Source organism: Pantoea sp. SGAir0215, assembly GCF_043543215.1.
On sequence record NZ_CP028031.1, the window covers coordinates 535,168 to 552,257 of the forward strand.

The 17,090-nt window shown below is 49.1% G+C and carries 15 protein-coding genes and 1 pseudogene; 11 read left to right on the forward strand and 5 right to left on the reverse strand.

Features of this window, described 5'->3' with window-relative positions; translation table 11 throughout:
* Nucleotides 1-29: 29 nt before the first annotated feature.
* Nucleotides 30-671: an orotate phosphoribosyltransferase gene (gene pyrE / locus C1N64_RS02670; RefSeq protein WP_006121244.1), complete on the reverse strand. Its 642-nt coding sequence runs from the start codon at nt 669-671 to the stop codon at nt 30-32.
* A gap of 49 nt (nt 672-720) precedes the next feature.
* Nucleotides 721-1,437 carry a ribonuclease PH gene (rph, locus tag C1N64_RS02675; RefSeq protein ID WP_058701563.1) on the reverse strand — a complete coding sequence of 239 codons (717 nt, stop codon included), beginning with the start codon at nt 1,435-1,437 and terminating at the stop codon, nt 721-723.
* A 154-nt stretch (nt 1,438-1,591) separates the two neighbouring features.
* On the opposite strand from rph, the gene C1N64_RS02680 reads away from it, so the two are divergent.
* Nucleotides 1,592-2,776 carry a NupC/NupG family nucleoside CNT transporter gene (locus C1N64_RS02680; protein WP_394515228.1) on the forward strand — a complete coding sequence of 395 codons (1,185 nt, stop codon included), beginning with the start codon at nt 1,592-1,594 and terminating at the stop codon, nt 2,774-2,776.
* Between the two features lie 34 nt (nt 2,777-2,810).
* On the opposite strand, the gene C1N64_RS02685 is transcribed toward C1N64_RS02680, so the two are convergent.
* Nucleotides 2,811-3,254 carry a DUF3574 domain-containing protein gene (locus C1N64_RS02685; protein ID WP_394515229.1) on the reverse strand — a complete coding sequence of 148 codons (444 nt, stop codon included), beginning with the start codon at nt 3,252-3,254 and terminating at the stop codon, nt 2,811-2,813.
* Nucleotides 3,255-3,414: 160 nt separating this feature from the next.
* Here C1N64_RS02685 and C1N64_RS02690 point away from each other — a divergent pair, with 160 nt between their 5' ends.
* Nucleotides 3,415-4,278 carry a YicC/YloC family endoribonuclease gene (locus C1N64_RS02690; protein ID WP_394515230.1) on the forward strand — a complete coding sequence of 288 codons (864 nt, stop codon included), beginning with the start codon at nt 3,415-3,417 and terminating at the stop codon, nt 4,276-4,278.
* A 186-nt stretch (nt 4,279-4,464) separates the two neighbouring features.
* Here C1N64_RS02690 and C1N64_RS02695 read toward each other — a convergent pair.
* Nucleotides 4,465-5,561: pseudogene (locus C1N64_RS02695) on the reverse strand (IS3 family transposase).
* A 338-nt stretch (nt 5,562-5,899) separates the two neighbouring features.
* On the opposite strand from C1N64_RS02695, the gene C1N64_RS02700 reads away from it, so the two are divergent.
* From C1N64_RS02700 to C1N64_RS02725, 6 genes are all read left to right on the forward strand, one after another.
* Nucleotides 5,900-6,715, forward strand: a complete 816-nt coding sequence (locus C1N64_RS02700; protein ID WP_394515231.1) for a DUF3289 family protein — start codon at nt 5,900-5,902, stop codon at nt 6,713-6,715.
* Complete coding sequence (locus tag C1N64_RS02705) at nt 6,712-7,191, forward strand: DUF943 family protein (RefSeq protein ID WP_394515232.1); 480 nt, start codon at nt 6,712-6,714, stop codon at nt 7,189-7,191. Before C1N64_RS02700 ends, C1N64_RS02705 begins: the two co-directional genes overlap by 4 nt.
* Nucleotides 7,192-7,859: 668 nt before the next feature.
* A complete protein-coding gene (locus C1N64_RS02710; protein WP_394515233.1) occupies nt 7,860-8,135 on the forward strand; it encodes a hypothetical protein in 276 nt (91 codons plus the stop codon).
* A 513-nt stretch (nt 8,136-8,648) separates the two neighbouring features.
* Nucleotides 8,649-9,572 carry a kdo(2)-lipid IV(A) palmitoleoyltransferase gene (gene lpxP / locus C1N64_RS02715; RefSeq protein WP_033738046.1) on the forward strand — a complete coding sequence of 308 codons (924 nt, stop codon included), beginning with the start codon at nt 8,649-8,651 and terminating at the stop codon, nt 9,570-9,572.
* A 785-nt stretch (nt 9,573-10,357) separates the two neighbouring features.
* A complete protein-coding gene (locus C1N64_RS02720; RefSeq protein ID WP_033738045.1) occupies nt 10,358-10,999 on the forward strand; it encodes an oligosaccharide flippase family protein in 642 nt (213 codons plus the stop codon).
* 468 nt (nt 11,000-11,467) lie between these two features.
* Nucleotides 11,468-12,085, forward strand: coding sequence for a trimeric intracellular cation channel family protein (locus tag C1N64_RS02725; RefSeq protein ID WP_006121350.1), 618 nt, complete (start codon nt 11,468-11,470; stop codon nt 12,083-12,085).
* Here C1N64_RS02725 and ligB read toward each other — a convergent pair.
* Nucleotides 11,999-13,768 (reverse strand): NAD-dependent DNA ligase LigB, encoded by a 1,770-nt coding sequence (gene ligB / locus C1N64_RS02730; protein WP_394515235.1) that lies wholly within the window; start codon nt 13,766-13,768, stop codon nt 11,999-12,001. The two genes, C1N64_RS02725 and ligB, sit on opposite strands and share 87 nt — an antisense overlap.
* A gap of 241 nt (nt 13,769-14,009) precedes the next feature.
* On the opposite strand from ligB, the gene gmk reads away from it, so the two are divergent.
* From gmk to spoT, 3 genes are read left to right on the forward strand one after another with little or no spacing between them, the layout of a single operon-like run.
* Nucleotides 14,010-14,633, forward strand: a complete 624-nt coding sequence (gmk, locus tag C1N64_RS02735; protein WP_006121348.1) for a guanylate kinase — start codon at nt 14,010-14,012, stop codon at nt 14,631-14,633.
* 54 nt (nt 14,634-14,687) lie between these two features.
* Nucleotides 14,688-14,963 carry a DNA-directed RNA polymerase subunit omega gene (gene rpoZ, locus C1N64_RS02740; RefSeq protein ID WP_003851346.1) on the forward strand — a complete coding sequence of 92 codons (276 nt, stop codon included), beginning with the start codon at nt 14,688-14,690 and terminating at the stop codon, nt 14,961-14,963.
* Between the two features lie 20 nt (nt 14,964-14,983).
* Complete coding sequence (gene spoT, locus C1N64_RS02745) at nt 14,984-17,089, forward strand: bifunctional GTP diphosphokinase/guanosine-3',5'-bis pyrophosphate 3'-pyrophosphohydrolase (RefSeq protein ID WP_006121343.1); 2,106 nt, start codon at nt 14,984-14,986, stop codon at nt 17,087-17,089.
* Nucleotide 17,090 lies beyond the last annotated feature (1 nt).

The following is a 17,090-nucleotide window of genomic DNA, read 5'->3' on the forward strand; positions in this document are numbered from 1 at the left end:
ACAAAGGCGGGCGCAATGCCCGCCAGTTATCAGACGCCGTACGCCTTTTGGTACGCCCGAACCTGCGCTAAATGATCGGCCATGTGCGTTTTTTCAGCCAGGTAATCAATCAGGTCGTTAAGCGTAATTATCGCGGTAACTTTGCAGGAATAATCCCGTTCCACTTCCTGAATAGCGGAGAGTTCACCCCGGCCGCGTTCCTGACGGTCCAGTGAAATCAGCACGCCCGCCAGGCTGGCATCATGTGCATTGATAATATCCATGGATTCGCGAATCGCCGTGCCGGCCGTGATGACATCATCGACCAGCATCACTTTACCCTGCAGCGGGCTTCCCACCAGCAAACCGCCCTCACCATGATCTTTCGCTTCTTTACGATTGAAGCAGTAAGGTACGTCACGATCGTGATGATCGGCTAACGCAACGGCTGTGGTGGTGGCGATAGGGATGCCTTTGTAGGCCGGACCAAATAACAAATCAAAATCGATTCCGCTGTCGACTAACGCCTGCGCATAAAACCGTCCCAGCAGCGCTAAATCCCGGCCCGTGTTAAATAAACCGGCATTAAAAAAATAGGGGCTTTTACGACCCGACTTTAATGTGAACTCACCAAATTTGAGCACCTGCTTATTCAGTGCAAATTCAATAAACTGCCGCTGCCAGGCTTTCATGTCTTACTCCTCAGATAAAAAAAAGGCGACTCTGTGGTCGCCTGTTACCTTAACTTTCCAGCGCCGCTTTCTGGGCCTGAATCAATTCTTCAATACCGCCACGCGCTAACGCCAGTAATGCCAGCAGTTCTTCGTGGCTAAAGGGTTCACCTTCAGCGGTGCCCTGCACCTCAATCATGCGGCCATCTTCCATCATGACGACATTCATATCCGTTTCAGCGGCAGAGTCCTCAACGTATTCAAGGTCACACAACGCTTCACCATTGACAATCCCCACTGACACGGCGGCAACCATGCCTTTCATCGGATTCGCTTTCAGCTTACCACTCGCGACCAGGGAATTAAGCGCATCTGCCAGGGCTACACAGGCGCCAGTAATGGAAGCCGTACGTGTACCGCCATCGGCCTGAATGACGTCACAATCGAGCGTAATCGTGTATTCACCGAGCATGGTGAGATCGACCGCAGCACGCAGTGAACGGGCGATCAGGCGCTGAATTTCAAGCGTGCGACCACCCTGTTTGCCTTTCGCGGCTTCACGTGCCATACGGCTGTGAGTGGAACGCGGCAACATGCCATATTCGGCAGTGACCCAGCCCTGGCCCTGCCCTTTGAGAAAGCGCGGAACTCCTTCATCCACCGTTGCAGTGCAGAGCACTTTGGTTTCACCGAATTCCACCAGAACGGAGCCCTCTGCGTGTTTAGTGTAATTGCGGGTCAATGTGACTGGACGCACCTGATGTGCGCTACGGCCTGCTGGACGCATGGTTATCTCCGGCTTGCTAATGATTGGCTGCGTATTATACGGACTTCCTGGCCTGCTGTCTCTTGCAGTGGTCAGTGCAGCCTGGGATGAAATTCATGCCGGAGTATGGCTAAATGCCTTACCTTTTCCTGCATATCCGCTAACTGACTAAACTATGACCGCTCTTCTTCATTTCCTGCTGGCGCTGGTGGTAATTTTTGCCCTTGCGCTACTGGTCAGTCATGACCGAAAACGCATTCGCCTGCGCTTTATCATTCAACTGATTGTTGTAGAAGCCGCACTGGGCTGGTTCTTTCTTCACTCAGCCAGTGGACTGGCGCTGGTAGGCGCGGTGGGGCATTTCTTTGAAACGCTGCTGCGTTTTGCTGCACAGGGCACGGAATTTGTGTTTGGTGGCATGAGTCAGCAGGGACTGGCCTTTATCTTCCTTGGCGTGCTCTGCCCTATTATTTTTATTTCCGCACTGATTGGTATTTTGCAACACTGGCGCATCCTGCCGTTACTGATTCGGGTTGTTGGCACGCTGTTATCAAAAGTTAACGGCATGGGAAAACTGGAGTCCTTTAATGCGGTAAGCACGCTGGTACTGGGCCAGTCAGAGAACTTCATTGCCTATAAAGGTATTTTGGCCGATATCCCACCACGCCGACTTTACACCATGGCGGCAACCGCGATGTCTACCGTTTCGCTGTCGATTGTTGGTGCGTATATGTCGATGATCGAGGCCAAATATGTCGTTGCGGCTCTCCTGCTTAACATGTTCAGCACGTTTATCATCCTGTCGATTATTAACCCCGGCAAAGGCAGTAATGAGCAGGCTATTCCGCTGGATAAATTACACGAAGATCAGAGTTTCTTTGAAATGCTGGGGGAATACATCCTCGCTGGTTTCAAAGTCGCGATGATTATTCTGGCCATGCTGATTAGTTTTATTGCCTTAATCGCGGCTATCAACGCCCTGTTTGCCACCCTGTTTGGGTACAGTTTCCAGCAGCTTCTTGGCTATGTTTTTTATCCTTTTGCCTGGCTGATTGGCATTCCCGCTACCGATGCATTACAGGCTGGCAGTATTATGGCCACGAAGCTGGTGGCGAATGAATTCGTCGCCATGATTGAACTGAAAAAGATAGCGGCAGGCATGACGCCACGCGGATTGGGCATCCTGTCTGTTTTCCTGGTTTCCTTCGCGAACTTTGCTTCTATTGGAATTGTTGCGGGCGCGATAAAAGGCCTGAACGAACAACAAGGCAATGTCGTCTCAAGGTTTGGCTGGAAACTGGTCTATGGTTCCACCCTGGTCAGCCTGCTTTCCGCTGCATTTGCCGGACTGTTTATCTGATGGACTCAACGGCGGCACTGGCCGCCGTTTGTCCCTAAAAACTAATGCAGGCTGGCGTATCCACGCGCATAACCGATTCCTGACCAAACTGTTTTTTATAGCGAGCACGCAGCGCTTCGACACGACTATTGCTGTCACTGTCGAACTGATAGATAAGTACTAACGCCTTGCTTTTCTCACGTGCTAACTGACCGTTTTCGCCCAGCCATTGGCCCTGCGCATCATAAACAGACAAGCCAGACCTGAAGCGCGGTGTTACCTCTTTATCGACAAAATTCATCCAGTCCAGTGCGCTCACATTGCCGTCCTGCGGCTTGCTGAGACCAAACCACAATGTGGTTTGCATCATGACCTCACCGCCGGCGCACACCGGAACGGGTCGGGTAGAAGGCGGATATGATGGTGATGATGGAGACGGCGACTGACAACCCACAAGCAGCAGGCTGAGTATGAGTGGAAGAGACGATACGCGCGACATAAAAAGAGGGCCTCAACGAGTAAACCAGTAATTAGCATAAGTGGCTGTTGAGAAAAGCGGAAACATTTTGTTATCGCATCCTGTACACGCTTACACCTGTTCTGGTCAGCCTTGCCTCGTTATACTGGCCTCAACCTTATTTAAAAAAAGAGTAACGCTTATGATCCGCAGTATGACCGCCTATGCCCGCCGTGAAATTAAGGGCGACTGGGGCAGCGCCGCCTGGGAGTTGCGTTCTGTCAATCAACGTTATCTTGAAACCTATATTCGTCTGCCTGAACAGTTTCGCGGACTGGAACCGATGATCAGGGAGCGCATTCGCCAGCGACTGACGCGTGGAAAAATCGAATGTAATCTGCGCTTCGAGGCCGATCCTGGCGCGCAGGGCGAACTGATGCTCAATGAGTCACTGGCCAAACAACTGGTTCAGGCGGCTAACTGGGTCAAACTGCAGACCGATGAGGGCGTTATCAATCCGCTGGATATTCTGCGCTGGCCGGGCGTCATGGCAGAACCTGAACAGGATTTGGATGCAATTAATACTCAGCTGATTCAGGCGCTGGATGGCGCGCTGGATGATTTCATCGCCGCACGTGAAAGCGAAGGCAGCGCTCTGAAGGCACTGATCGAGCAGCGGCTGGAAGCGGTAACGCATGAGGTCAGCAAAGTCCGCGCTCAACTGCCCGATGTGATTAAGTGGCAGCGGGAGCGCCTGATCGCCAAACTGGAAGATGCTGAGGTGCAGCTTGAAAATAATCGCCTTGAGCAGGAATTGGTGATGATGGCACAACGTGTCGATGTCGCAGAAGAGCTGGATCGTCTGGATGCGCACGTTAAAGAGACCTATAACATTCTGAAGAAAAAAGAGGCGGTAGGCCGTCGTCTTGACTTTATGATGCAGGAGTTCAACCGCGAGTCAAACACACTGGCTTCAAAATCCATTAATGCAGAAATTACGAATTCAGCGATTGAGCTAAAAGTGTTGATTGAACAGATGCGAGAGCAGATTCAGAATATCGAATAATTTCCACCTCCATCCGTTATAACCATAAGCCCATGTTAAATGGGCTTTTTTATTGTCATCACATTCCACCAATAAACATACCTCTCCTGACCTGCCCCCAGTATAAGATACAACCGTCAGTCAGTAATGTCGGTTTGTTGACCCGCTCCCCGTATGTGATCCATTCATAGTCAGGAATATCCGGCTTCAGTCTGGCTGCATATTCTGGTAACCGGTAAATTCTGACGGCGTCATCCAGCCCAGTGCAGAATGGGGACGTTACTGGTTATTGTGTATGCGCCAGGCCTCAATTTTGCACCGGGCATCTTCCAGCGACATGAACCAGTTTTCATTCAGGCATTCCTACCGCAGTCTGCCGTTGAACGACTCCACCGTCGCATTATCCGTTGGGATTCCCGGGCGCGAGAAGTCTATACGGATCCCTCTTTCATACACCCACTTGTCCAGCATTTTTCCTGCAAACTCAGAGCCGTTATCGGTTTTCAGCAACTGTGATAAAGGACGTCTGAACGCAATACTGTTAAGCATCTCCGCAACCTCCGTTGAGCGCAGATTCTGGCCCATGCAGATCCCCAGGCATTCACGTGTGTAGAGATCAATTACCGTCAGCAGGCGTAACCGACGCCCGTCAAATAATGCGTCAGAGACAAAGTCCATGCCCCGGATACGATGCGGATACAATCCCTGAGGCCGGGGTTATCGGCGCTGTGCCGATTTGTTACGACGCGGACGTTTGAGACGCAGGGACAGCCCCTGCTCGCTGTAGAGTCGACAGATGTATTTATGGTTACCCCGCCAGCCTTCAAGCCTGAGCATGACGTGAACTCTGCGGTAGCCATGGTATACCCGGGTTTCGCTGATCTCCCTGATGCGCAAGCGTAGCGCACTGTCGTCTGCCGCTACAGAACGATACCTGAACGCGTTGCAGCTTACCCGCAGGGCAAAGCATATCTGCCTTTCGCTGACCCCGTAGCGTGCCTGTAGATACCGGACCCATTCGCGCAGTCGCGCCAGCGTCAGTTCTTTTTTGCCAGCACATTCTGCAGCATGGCCTTGTCGGGGCTCAGATCGGCAACCAGCTTCTTCAGCCTGAGATTCTCTTCCTCAGGCTGTCGCATGTGCTTCAGTTAAGAGGGGGAAATCCCGCCGTATTTCTTGCGCCACGTACAGAATGTGGCATCGGAGACCCCCAGCTTGCGACAGACCTCCGGTACAAATGTACCCAGTTCAGCCTGCCTGAGGGCAAAGACAATCTGTTCTTCAGTGAATCGTGACTTTTTCACCGGCTCAACCTCCGCTCGGGGGAGTATTAATCATGCCGGGATTCTTTTTATGAATGGAGCTGGATTATGCGTCAGAGTCAGTAAGCACTAATATTGGTTAAGTTGAATATTGAGACCAGGCTATAACAATAATTTGAGAAAAAGATGAGATTCTCTGCACTTCCCTTTCTCGTCTATGAAGTTTATTATTACACCAATCAGCTACAGGTTACGAATCAGAAATAAAAATTCCGTAACATCAAGGAGTTGAGTTTACAGGAATGGCGATATTTAAATATTTTGATCTACTTTTACAAGAATGAAATCGGTCTGAAAATTAATATCATAGGGAAGTTATTATGGCAGCTATAGTGTTTCCAGCCACACTTTATCAGACTAAACATCAGTTCAATGACCACAGCTCTGATGATATGCAATGTGGCGATCTTACTGAAAAACAGCTTAGAAGCGATTTAGGTCTTGATGATGTTTCTGATATCGTTGATCCGTGGACTGGAGAGGAAGTCTCAATATTTGGTTCATTCCGTAAATCACAACCAAAATCAAAAACGGAAATTGCTCAAATCCTTTTCGATGAGTTTCTTCGAGTTTCCTTGCCTACCTATTACTTAGGGCAATATAATTTATTTAACAATCTTGTAAAGCATTTTTATCATGGCAATGGGAAAAGTTATTCCAGCCCTTTTCTTGATAGTGCATATAAAAGTTTAATATTAAACGAACAATCCTCTCCAACATCTTCGCTAAAAATAATCCAGTCTATGCTCGATAAAGTTGCCATTGATGTAAAAAATGGCTTATCTGATGTCGACAAAGATTCAATAACTAAAGCAATAGGAAATTCAATACTTCCTAAGTTCAACAGATGGGCTGATAGCTTCAATGGGTTAGGAATGTCAATACATGACATATATGCCACAAAGATACAACTCACTAAGCTTGATATCACTAAGAGTGGTTATGTAGCGAAAATAACTTTTACGGGACAAGATCATTTTGGTCTCGACAAAACTGATATTATGAATATGAAGTTTCACTATATTAGGGCATTCCGCATCTGGTTTGTGCTTCAACGATGGGAAAAATTTGCATTTAGACCTTTTTTTACAAATATGAAAGCCGAGTTTGAAATTAGTAGTCGGAGGAATGGATGAAAGCCAGAAAAATCATAATATTTATATTAGCAGCTATTATTTTTGCATTTTTTTATTTTATTTTCTTTAATTCTACTAAGGTCCTTGCCGTTCACGGCACTGGCTCTAATAAAGAATTTTTAGTAAAAAACATGCCTTTCAGTGATAGTAGTAAAATTGAGTGGTGGGATAATAATGGCGATAAAGCCCTCTCATCATCTGAAACTTATTATGTTTCAATCTGGAAGTTTGACGGAAAATATCAAAAGCTTGCTCCTAAAAATTCAGGTATTTTTCCAGATCATGACACTGATTATTTACTATGCTTCGATGACATGAATACAGAAGAAAATTGTATTGATAAGTCTGACTGGATCATGGACATAACTAAGACAAAGGATGGCTATACCTATTACCGAATAGGAACAGAATCTTACTATCGGAAACCTTCTGGTGAACTCATGCAAGGTGAAAGATCGAAGACAACCATTCAATGACAGATGTAATCGTAACCTGGCAAGCTAAACAGCTTGCCACTGTTATAAATGGGGAGTTGATTGGGGAGTAAAATGGCAATTGCGTCACAGAGCAACCCATTAAAGTGCTGATAAATAGCGTTTATTTAATTTCAATCAACATCCTGGTTCAGAGTATCAAGTAATCAGGCTATCTGTCGTCATTTGGCAACCTTACCAGAAAAAGTCCGCGTAGATGCGGACTTCTTTTATTTTTTCAGCCATTAAACAGGTACATAACAATAATCGCTTGATTCGGTTAACGTTGTCAGTCTTTATTGAAATTAGCCCGTTTTATAAGGATGGAAAAATTTCCAGTCAGATGATGTCAGGCATTTTTTAACAAAACTACCGAGGCGTTGATTTTTCTATAGCTGGTTTAAATATTTCACTTTGAAAAAAATAGCAGGCTATATATCTACCCGTTTCCCCCCTCTCCGTCACAGCCTGCTCAGGCAAATAAAAGGCCCAGTCCGTTAAAAAAATAACCGTGCCACTATTTCAGGCGATGCGTGGACGTCTTTCTCAAATCGCGGCGCGATCACAATTGTGAATAAAATAACAACAGAAAGGAAACAAATACACCTATTCGACTAAAGTTTTAATAAGGATTGCCGTTATTTAAGTAACCCCCACCTGAGATCGCCATTATGAAAAAATCAGCCGTTTTACTCGCATTACTCATGCTATCACCCCTTTCATTTGCCACAAGTGGACAAATTAACTTCAGGGGCGCTATTGTCGAAAGTCCTTGCGACACGCTGATTGCGCCCAACCAGATACAGCAAAGCTGCACACGAGGAGGAAAGACCGTTATTAATAAGGTCAGTCTGAACAATGCCCAGCAACCCATGCCTTATAAACTTGGCACGGTGCAGGTCAGGCAAACTGGTAACGTTAAAATGATGATGGTCAGCTACAATTAACGCTGCTTTATCGTTATTTTAATTGGTACGGCTTATCGGCTAAACCCGCCTCTGGATAAGGTCAAATAACATGATTAGGACAGGATGCCTCTCATAAGGTGAGATGACTGGCGCAGAAGCGATTGTCATCTCCGTTATTTTACCTTTTACCAATGACAGCCAAATTCCTGTTCAATTTTTCAACTTTCGCCATAATGGAATGTAAGTTTTTCGAAAAGAGTACATTTTTTATTGCAGAACCGTCCTGATTTTTATTGCTCTCTTTGCATCGCCTGTTAAAAGCATAAAAATACAATCTATTGTTTTATAGATAATTTAAATAAAAAAAGCGCTATCTTTCTTCTGATTATGACGCTGTCAATCCCTCATTTTATTCCTCGCTGTAACTGACGCTTCCTGTGCTTTAAGGCACTTTTTGATAAAGTGTGGGTCGTAGTCAGTACAGCTGTACCGCTTGAGAACTTAAGGAATGGGTCTTTTTGCGCTACATCCATTACTTCCTTAAGGTTCATAATGAAAAACACCAGGCAGTTTAGTCGTTCCCTTTTACATCCCCGCTATTGGTTTACGTGGTTTGGTCTTGGCATTCTTTGGCTGTTGGTTCAACTCCCCTATCCTGTGCTGATGCGACTTGGCGCAGGTGCCGGCCGGCTTTCCCGCCATTTTCTTCAGCGCAGAGAGCGCATTACGCGCCGTAATATTGAACTCTGCTTTCCGGATATCAGTGACGAAGATAAAGAAATCATGATTGCGGGAAATTTTGCCTCTCTCGGCATGGCACTGATGGAAACGGGTATCGCCTGGTTCTGGCCAGACCATGCCGTTAAACGACTGTTCAACGTCTCGGGCCTGTCAAACCTCTACTCAGCCCAGAATGAGCGTCGTGGTGTAATGCTCATCGGCATCCATTTCATGTCGCTGGAGCTGGGTGGTCGCATCAGCGGGTTGTGTCAGCCGATGATGGCAATGTACCGTCCCCATAATAACCACGCGATGGAGTACGTACAGACCAGAGGCCGTATGCGTTCGAATAAAGCGATGATTGACCGTCGCGATCTGAGAGGGATGGTGCAGGCGCTGAAACAAGGTGAATCCGTCTGGTTTGCGCCAGACCAGGATTACGGTCCCAAAGGCAGTACGTTTGCCCCCTTGTTTGCTGTAGAAAAAGCCGCGACGACCAACGGTACCTATGTGTTGTCCCGGTTGGCTAAGCCCGCTATGGTTCCAATTATGCTGATTCGTAATCCTGGCAATGATGGCTATAAGCTGATTATTGAACCGATTCTGGAAAATTACCCGCATGCGGATGAAGCCGCAGCCGCAGCTTATATGAATAAAGTGATTGAGAACCAAATCATGCGAGCGCCTGAGCAATACCTCTGGCTACATCGCCGCTTCAAAACGCGTCCGCCTGGCGAAGCCTCTCTTTACGTATAGACAGACATAAAGCAGGTTTCGGCCTGCTTTTTCGTGTGACAGACCTCTCTGTTAATTTGGAGGCTTCCTTCTGACGGCCTGTTTTCACTATTACCGCGATAATCCTGCCTCCCTGCCACGGGCTCTGTTCGCCTTCTTAGCCCGAACTCAGATCCAGACTGAGCCATAAATCGTACGCATTACAAATATTTTCGCAGTCAACATGCATTAGCAGTATATCGGGTCTGAATGCTTACCCTTCGGTTATTATTTGCCCTTGCTTAAGCATGCTGTATGGGAAAAATCTTGGAGAATGACGGGCGAACCCGTGTATGTACGGCTTATTTAACGTTTTTTTATTTTTTTCATGTATTGCTTCAGTTTCCAGACTTAACGAAAAAAGAAAAAAAGAGAACGCTGTGATAAGGCCTGTGCAAATAATGCTGTAAATGATGAATATTATTTCCTTAGTCAAATCACATATCAGATTTTCCTTATGATGTTAACTTTCATAAAACGCGCTATAAATCATCTGCACACAGCAAAGCTATTCAAAACATAACAGCATGACATTTCCGGCGAACATTATTTCCGCCGGAAATTTAAGCAATTAAAAATGAACGGATAATAATAATGACAACAGGGGAAATTCATCACCAGGGGAACGTTTATTATTAGCAGTATGCTTTAACACACAGCTCATTATAAAGATAAAAATTTACTTTATTAAATTATAGTAATGCCAGCGCGGTCCTGATGAATACTCATCGGCGCAGCGCCCTACTACTCTGCCCGGCGAGAAAAAAATGACAACACGAAAAATAAATCTGGAAAACGTCAAGTGGCCTTTTCTTTCATCGGTCAAAATGCTGAGTATGGGTGTGTTACAACTTTCAGTATTGGGAAAAGTCCTGCAGGCCGATACCTATAATCTGCTGGCGGTCGTCATTACAGGCTTGATGGTTATTGACACACTGGCCGATCGTGGTTTTTCCAATACGTTGATTCGATATGCACCGCTGCCAGTAAAAACGCTGTCCGTGCTTTACTGGGGCAATATATTCATGGGCCTGGTCATTTTTTCTGCCCTTTTTACTTGCGGTCTTATGCTTGAACATATGTTTGGGCTACCCGAGGTGGCCAGAGTTGTTGAAATCGCATCGGTCATCTTTATTATTATTCCTCAGGGCCAGTCTTATCGCGCCCTGATGCAGCGTGAAAAGCAATTCTCTGATATCGCTTTTTGCGAGATCGCCTCTGTATTTGTCGGCCTGATCATTACACTATTGACCCTATGGCTGGCGCCTTCCGTTTTATGTGCTTTATGGGGCTATCTGGCAATGGCATCAGTGAGAATGCTGACGTATTGCTTTTATGGTCGTAAATGGTTTCGACCCGACTATGACTTCAACCTGAAAGCGTTCTTTCAGCTTCATATGAAGCACTGACAAACCGCTATTGGCTGGAAGCAGCCAGACGGTAAAAGCAGGAAAACGTGCTGTTAACCGGTACGTTTTCCTTAATAAAACCCACCACTTTTCATTTCAGACACCTTCTGTGTGCGTTGTTGTCCTCTTTATCCTTATTCTCACCTTACTTCCCCCCGCATTTAGCCCACGGACAGGTCCCCATGCTCTGCTTTGCGTGGTTTGCTTTCTCTGTCTGTCACCACATAATGTCGCCGACGGGCAAGGGTTCAACGTTGTAAACAGGCTGGCGTCATATCGGCGAAAAATTCGCATCACGACGTTTTTTAATTCGTCTCCGTGTAAAAACCGATACAGCCTTTTGATAATAAAGGCATTACTCTTGCCCGCATAATTTTTACTAATACTTTAACTCTTAATAACAGAAAAACTCAGTCGCGCCGTTTTTGTCAGTGGCGTAGCCTTGCCGCCGTCTTCCTGGAGCCTGCTATGTTACTTACTGTTCTTTATATTATTGGGATCACCGCCGAGGCGATGACGGGTGCGCTTGCCGCAGGTCGCCGTAAAATGGATCTGTTCGGCGTCATTATCATTGCTTCCGTTACCGCGATAGGCGGAGGCTCCGTGCGCGATATATTGCTGGGGCACTATCCGCTTGGCTGGGTCAAACATCCTGAGTACATCATGATCGTGGCCGCTGCCGCTGTAGTAACGACTTTTTTGGCACCGCTAATGACGCACCTGCGCAAGGTGTTTCTGGTATTGGATGCGCTGGGCCTGGTGGTATTTTCGATTATTGGCGCGCAGGTGGCACTGGACTCAGGCCACGCCATGATCATCGCCGCAATCAGCGCCGTGATCACAGGCGTCTTTGGCGGCGTTTTACGCGATATGTTTTGTAACCGCATCCCACTGGTATTCCAAAAAGAGCTGTATGCCGGCATCGCTTTTGCAGCAGGCTGGATGTATATCCTGCTCCTGAAAACGCCGCTGCCGCATGAAGCAGTGGTGATTATCACCTTACTCTTCGGCTTCTTTGCGCGTCTGCTGGCGCTGAGATTCCGTCTCGGGCTGCCCATCTTCAATTACCCTCATCCTGAGCATTGATGAAGAAGGAATGCCCTGCTGCTGCAAAAAGTGGATTAACGCTCTGAGCCCGGCATCCTGAAACTGCGCCGTAATCTGCTCTGCCCGGCGTGCGCCAACGCCCGGCAGAGATTGCCAGGCCTGTTTATCCCGGGCAAGAACACTCTCCCAGTCGCCGTCGGCCAATGACACTAGCGCCTTTTGCGGCAACGCCACACCTAACGCGCTAACCCAGCGGCGCAAAGGCTGTTGACGGGTCAAACTGAATTGATGCCAGATTTGCTGCGCTCTTTCGGGTGAAATACTCGCTGCTGTCGCGATCTGTTCGGGGGTTAAGGCCAGCCACGCAAACAGATGTGTAATCAAACCCGTTTCCAGTAACCGTTGCCAGGTGCTGCGTTGCACACCCGCAATATTCAGCACCGATTTTTGACTCAACCAACTGAGGCGCGCCAGTAACTGACGATGGCACTGCGGTGCCAAAATATAACAACTCAGCGACGTGAAACGATCCGTCTGAGGCGGCTCAGGATAGTCACGTTGCGCAACGCGCCAGATAACGCGATCCAGACGTGGAATGCCTTGTCCGGCAAGGCTGACCGTCACCTGGTCGCCCGCAATAATGTCCCGCTCTCGCCAGCGTTTTAGTGAGCCGATGCTGACTCGCCGGACGATTTTGTCATCCAGTTGAACGGGTTGCAGGTTGAGTACGACCGCGATTTTTCCCGTTCGCCCGATTGAGAAATCAACGGAACGGACCTCAGTGCTGACCTCAGGAGGCGGGTATTTCCAGGCGACAGCCCACTCGCCTTCACCGGGCCGCCAGTGTTTGCCTGCAGGCCGGGCCGTCTGATGCACAACGATGCCATCGGTTACAAAAGGCAGTGGCGCGTGAAACCAGCGCTCGCGCCATTCAGCCGCGTCCTCTTCATCCTGAACAGGCTGACTCCATTGACGGGCAAGGCTAAACCCCCAATCCGATAAACGCGTCAGTCTTTCCCGCATGGCATCTGGTCCGTCAGGCCATCCCCAGATAAAAATGCCCAGTTGTGTCAAAAGCGGTGTGGCGTCATTACGCAACATTGCGCCTGCGACCAGAGCCCTGGCATTCTTCCCGCCGTCAACCGCCTGGTGATGACCGGTCATCTGCAAAAAGAGTTCGCCCTGTAAAACCACGCTCTCTTCATCGCTGTCAATCTCCAGCGGAATAGCAGGGATCAGCCTGGCTTTTTCGACCCACTCCTCACCGTGTAAACCGTCGCCACGACTGATGAATGACACCAGTTTCCCGTGCCGATAGACCAGCGAAACGGCCACGCCATCGACTTTGGGCTGCACCCAGAGATCCCGGCGTGGCTGCATCCAATAGCCTAAAGCACGCTTATCCCGAACCTTTTTAACACCAGTATGCGCAACGAGATGCCAGCGCGTGCCATCGTTGGGCAATACCGGTACATCCTCTTTCTCACCCGTACTGAAGCAACGTTGCCAGTGATTGAGCCGCGTCTGTAGGCTATCGTAGTCGGCATCGGTAACGGACGAATGACCTTGCTGATAATACGCCGCGTCCCACTGCCGGAGCTGTTGTTTTAAATGGTCAATCTCCTTTGCCGCGCGACCCGGCGTCCAGGCCGGGCACAGCGCCCCAAACGCGGAAAATGTGCTGGCTGTTATGAGCAGCCCGGCGACTAAGCATCCTTTCATCCCTGACCTCCTGATGTTTAGGATATTCAACCGCCAAAACAGCCGGTTCAGCCAGCCCCGCTCCCCGGTTCTGGAACGCCTCCTGGAAAATGAATACCTATTTACAGCCTGCGAAACAGTGGTTGCGGCGCACCCCGCATAAACTTTTCGTGATGAGGGCGGTGCAAACGCTGCGTGGCGCGGGGAAGCCGTGTATACTGTGCAGGAAATCGACTCCGCAATTAATCAATTCAAGAACATCATGGCCCAAGGTACGCTCTATATTGTTTCTGCTCCTAGCGGCGCAGGAAAATCCAGCCTTATTCAGGCACTGTTAAAAACGCAGCCGCTGTACGATACGCAAGTGTCTGTTTCGCACACCACTCGCGGCATGCGCCCCGGTGAAGCGCACGGTGAGCATTACTTCTTTGTGCAAAAGCATGAGTTTGAAAAAATGATTGCGGAAGATGCTTTCCTTGAACACGCGAAAGTTTTCGATAACTACTACGGCACGTCGCGCAAGGCGATCGAACAGGTGCTGGCAACCGGCGTCGATGTTTTCCTTGATATAGACTGGCAGGGCGCACAGCAAATTCGCGCTAAAATGCCCGACGCGCGCAGTATATTTGTCCTGCCTCCTTCTAAAGAAGAGCTGGATCGTCGCCTGCGCGGCCGCGGTCAGGACAGCGAAGAGGTGATTGCCCGTCGTATGGCGCAAGCCGTGGCCGAAATGAGCCACTATGGCGAATACGATTATTTAATTGTGAATGATGATTTTGATCTGGCGTTATCCGATCTGAAGACCATTATTCGTGCAGAACGTCTGCGCATGGCCCGCCAGAAAGCGCGCCATGATGCTTTAATCAGCAAACTGTTGGCAGTCTGAACCCAGTTTCAGTATGATGCCGAGTCATTTCTTCATCTGTGGAGTAGCACACCTATGGCACGCGTAACCGTTCAGGACGCAGTAGAAAAAGTTGGTAATCGTTTTGACCTGGTGTTGGTCGCTGCACGTCGTGCACGTCAGATGCAGGTAGGCGGCAAAGATCCGCTGGTTCCGGAAGAGAACGATAAACCGACCGTTATCGCATTGCGCGAAATCGAAGAAGGTCTGGTCACCAATCAGATTTTAGATGTGCGTGATCGTCAGGAGCAGCAAGAGCAGGAAGCCGCTGAGTTACAGGCCGTTACCGCTATCGCTGAAGGTCGTCGTTAACCGCGAACTGCAGGTCAACCTTGTATCTGTTTGAAAGTCTCAATCAACTGATTGAACAATACTTGCCTGAGGACCAGATCAAGCGCCTCAAGCAAGCCTATCTCGTATCACGTGATGCCCACGAGGGACAGACACGCTCCAGCGGTGAGCCTTACATTACCCATCCTGTTGCGGTGGCGTGCATTCTGGCGGAAATGAAGCTCGACCATGAAACCCTCATGGCCGCGCTTTTGCACGACGTTATTGAAGATACGCCAGCGACCTATCAGGACATGGAACAACTGTTTGGCAAAAGCGTAGCTGAACTGGTTGAAGGCGTTTCGAAGCTGGATAAGCTGAAATTCCGTGATAAAAAAGAGGCGCAGGCAGAAAACTTCCGCAAGATGATTATGGCGATGGTGCAGGACATCCGCGTTATTCTCATCAAGCTGGCTGACCGCACCCACAACATGCGTACGCTCGGGTCCTTACGCCCTGATAAACGTCGTCGCATCGCGCTGGAAACGCTGGAAATATACAGCCCACTGGCGCACCGCCTGGGTATTCATCACCTTAAAACGGAACTGGAAGAGCTGGGTTTTGAAGCGCTCTATCCGAACCGTTTTCGGGTAATTAAAGAGGTCGTGAAAGCGGCCCGCGGCAACCGTAAAGAGATGATTCAAAAAATCCTCTCCGAAATCGACGGCCGTTTGCAGGAAGCCGGTATTCCCTGCCGGGTAAGTGGTCGCGAAAAGCACCTTTACTCGATTTACCGCAAAATGACGCTGAAAGAGCAGCGTTTTCACTCGATCATGGATATCTATGCCTTTCGCGTCATCGTGAAAGATCTGGATACCTGTTATCGCGTACTGGGCCAGATGCACAGCTTATATAAGCCGCGTCCGGGCCGGGTCAAAGATTACATTGCTATCCCCAAGGCTAACGGCTATCAATCGCTGCATACCTCTATGATCGGGCCGCATGGCGTGCCGGTTGAGGTGCAAATCCGTACCGAAGATATGGATCAGATGGCCGAAATGGGGGTGGCGGCACACTGGGCCTATAAACAGGCCGGTGAAAGCGGCACAACCGCACAGGTGCGTGCGCAACGCTGGCTGCAAAGCCTGCTGGAGCTGCAGCAAAGTGCCGGTAGCTCATTTGAATTCATCGAAAGCGTCAAATCCGATCTCTTCCCGGATGAAATCTATGTCTTTACACCGGAAGGCCGCATCGTCGAGCTGCCTACCGGGGCAACGCCTGTCGATTTTGCCTACGCGGTCCATACCGATATCGGTCATGCCTGCGTTGGCGCGCGCGTTGATCGCCAGCCTTATCCGCTGTCACAGCCGCTTACCAGCGGCCAGACCATCGAGATCATCACAGCGCCTGGTGCGCGTCCTAACGCAGCCTGGCTCAACTTTGTCGTCAGTTCCAAAGCCCGCGCGAAGATTCGTCAGTTGCTGAAAAACCTGAAGCGCGAAGACTCGGTAAATCTGGGGCGTCGCCTGCTCAGCCATGCGTTGGGTGGCAGTCGTAAACTGGCGGAGGTGCCAGCCGAAAACATCAAGCAGGAGCTTGATCGGATGAAGCTGACCTCACTGGACGATCTGTTAGCCGAAATCGGCCTGGGTAATGCCATGAGCGTGGTCGTCGCCAAGAACCTGTTGCAGACCGACACCAGCGCGCTCAACAACAAAAAACAAGGCAAGCTGCCGATTAAAGGGGCAGACGGCGTCCTCATTACCTTTGCAAAATGCTGCCGCCCCATTCCAGGCGATCCTATCGTTGCCCACGTCAGCCCGGGCAAGGGCCTGGTCGTTCACCATGAGTCCTGTCGCAATATTCGTGGCTACCAAAAAGAGCCCGAAAAATTCATGCCTGTGGAGTGGGATAAAGTTACAGAGCAGGAGTTTGTCGCAGAGATAAAGGTGGATATGTTTAACCACCAGGGCGCACTGGCCAACCTGACGGCCGCCATCAATACGGCGGGCTCCAATATTCAGAGCCTGAATACGGAAGAACGCGATGGCCGTGTTTACAGTGCTTTTATTCGTCTGACCGCACGCGATCGCGTCCACCTGGCCAATATCATGCGTAAAATCCGTGTGATGCCGGATGTGATTAAAGTTCACCGCAACCGTAACTAGT

Excerpts from the sequence above, each read along its gene's own strand:
- pyrE (WP_006121244.1), bottom strand. The coding sequence starts at position 671 with ATGAAAGCCTGGCAGCGGCAGTTTATTGAATTTGCACTGAATAAGCAG.
- rph (WP_058701563.1), bottom strand. The coding sequence starts at position 1,437 with ATGCGTCCAGCAGGCCGTAGCGCACATCAGGTGCGTCCAGTCACATTG.
- C1N64_RS02680 (WP_394515228.1), top strand. The coding sequence starts at position 1,592 with ATGACCGCTCTTCTTCATTTCCTGCTGGCGCTGGTGGTAATTTTTGCC.
- C1N64_RS02685 (WP_394515229.1), bottom strand. The coding sequence starts at position 3,254 with ATGTCGCGCGTATCGTCTCTTCCACTCATACTCAGCCTGCTGCTTGTG.
- C1N64_RS02690 (WP_394515230.1), top strand. The coding sequence starts at position 3,415 with ATGATCCGCAGTATGACCGCCTATGCCCGCCGTGAAATTAAGGGCGAC.
- C1N64_RS02700 (WP_394515231.1), top strand. The coding sequence starts at position 5,900 with ATGGCAGCTATAGTGTTTCCAGCCACACTTTATCAGACTAAACATCAG.
- C1N64_RS02705 (WP_394515232.1), top strand. The coding sequence starts at position 6,712 with ATGAAAGCCAGAAAAATCATAATATTTATATTAGCAGCTATTATTTTT.
- C1N64_RS02710 (WP_394515233.1), top strand. The coding sequence starts at position 7,860 with ATGAAAAAATCAGCCGTTTTACTCGCATTACTCATGCTATCACCCCTT.
- lpxP (WP_033738046.1), top strand. The coding sequence starts at position 8,649 with ATGAAAAACACCAGGCAGTTTAGTCGTTCCCTTTTACATCCCCGCTAT.
- C1N64_RS02720 (WP_033738045.1), top strand. The coding sequence starts at position 10,358 with ATGACAACACGAAAAATAAATCTGGAAAACGTCAAGTGGCCTTTTCTT.
- C1N64_RS02725 (WP_006121350.1), top strand. The coding sequence starts at position 11,468 with ATGTTACTTACTGTTCTTTATATTATTGGGATCACCGCCGAGGCGATG.
- ligB (WP_394515235.1), bottom strand. The coding sequence starts at position 13,768 with ATGAAAGGATGCTTAGTCGCCGGGCTGCTCATAACAGCCAGCACATTT.
- gmk (WP_006121348.1), top strand. The coding sequence starts at position 14,010 with ATGGCCCAAGGTACGCTCTATATTGTTTCTGCTCCTAGCGGCGCAGGA.
- rpoZ (WP_003851346.1), top strand. The coding sequence starts at position 14,688 with ATGGCACGCGTAACCGTTCAGGACGCAGTAGAAAAAGTTGGTAATCGT.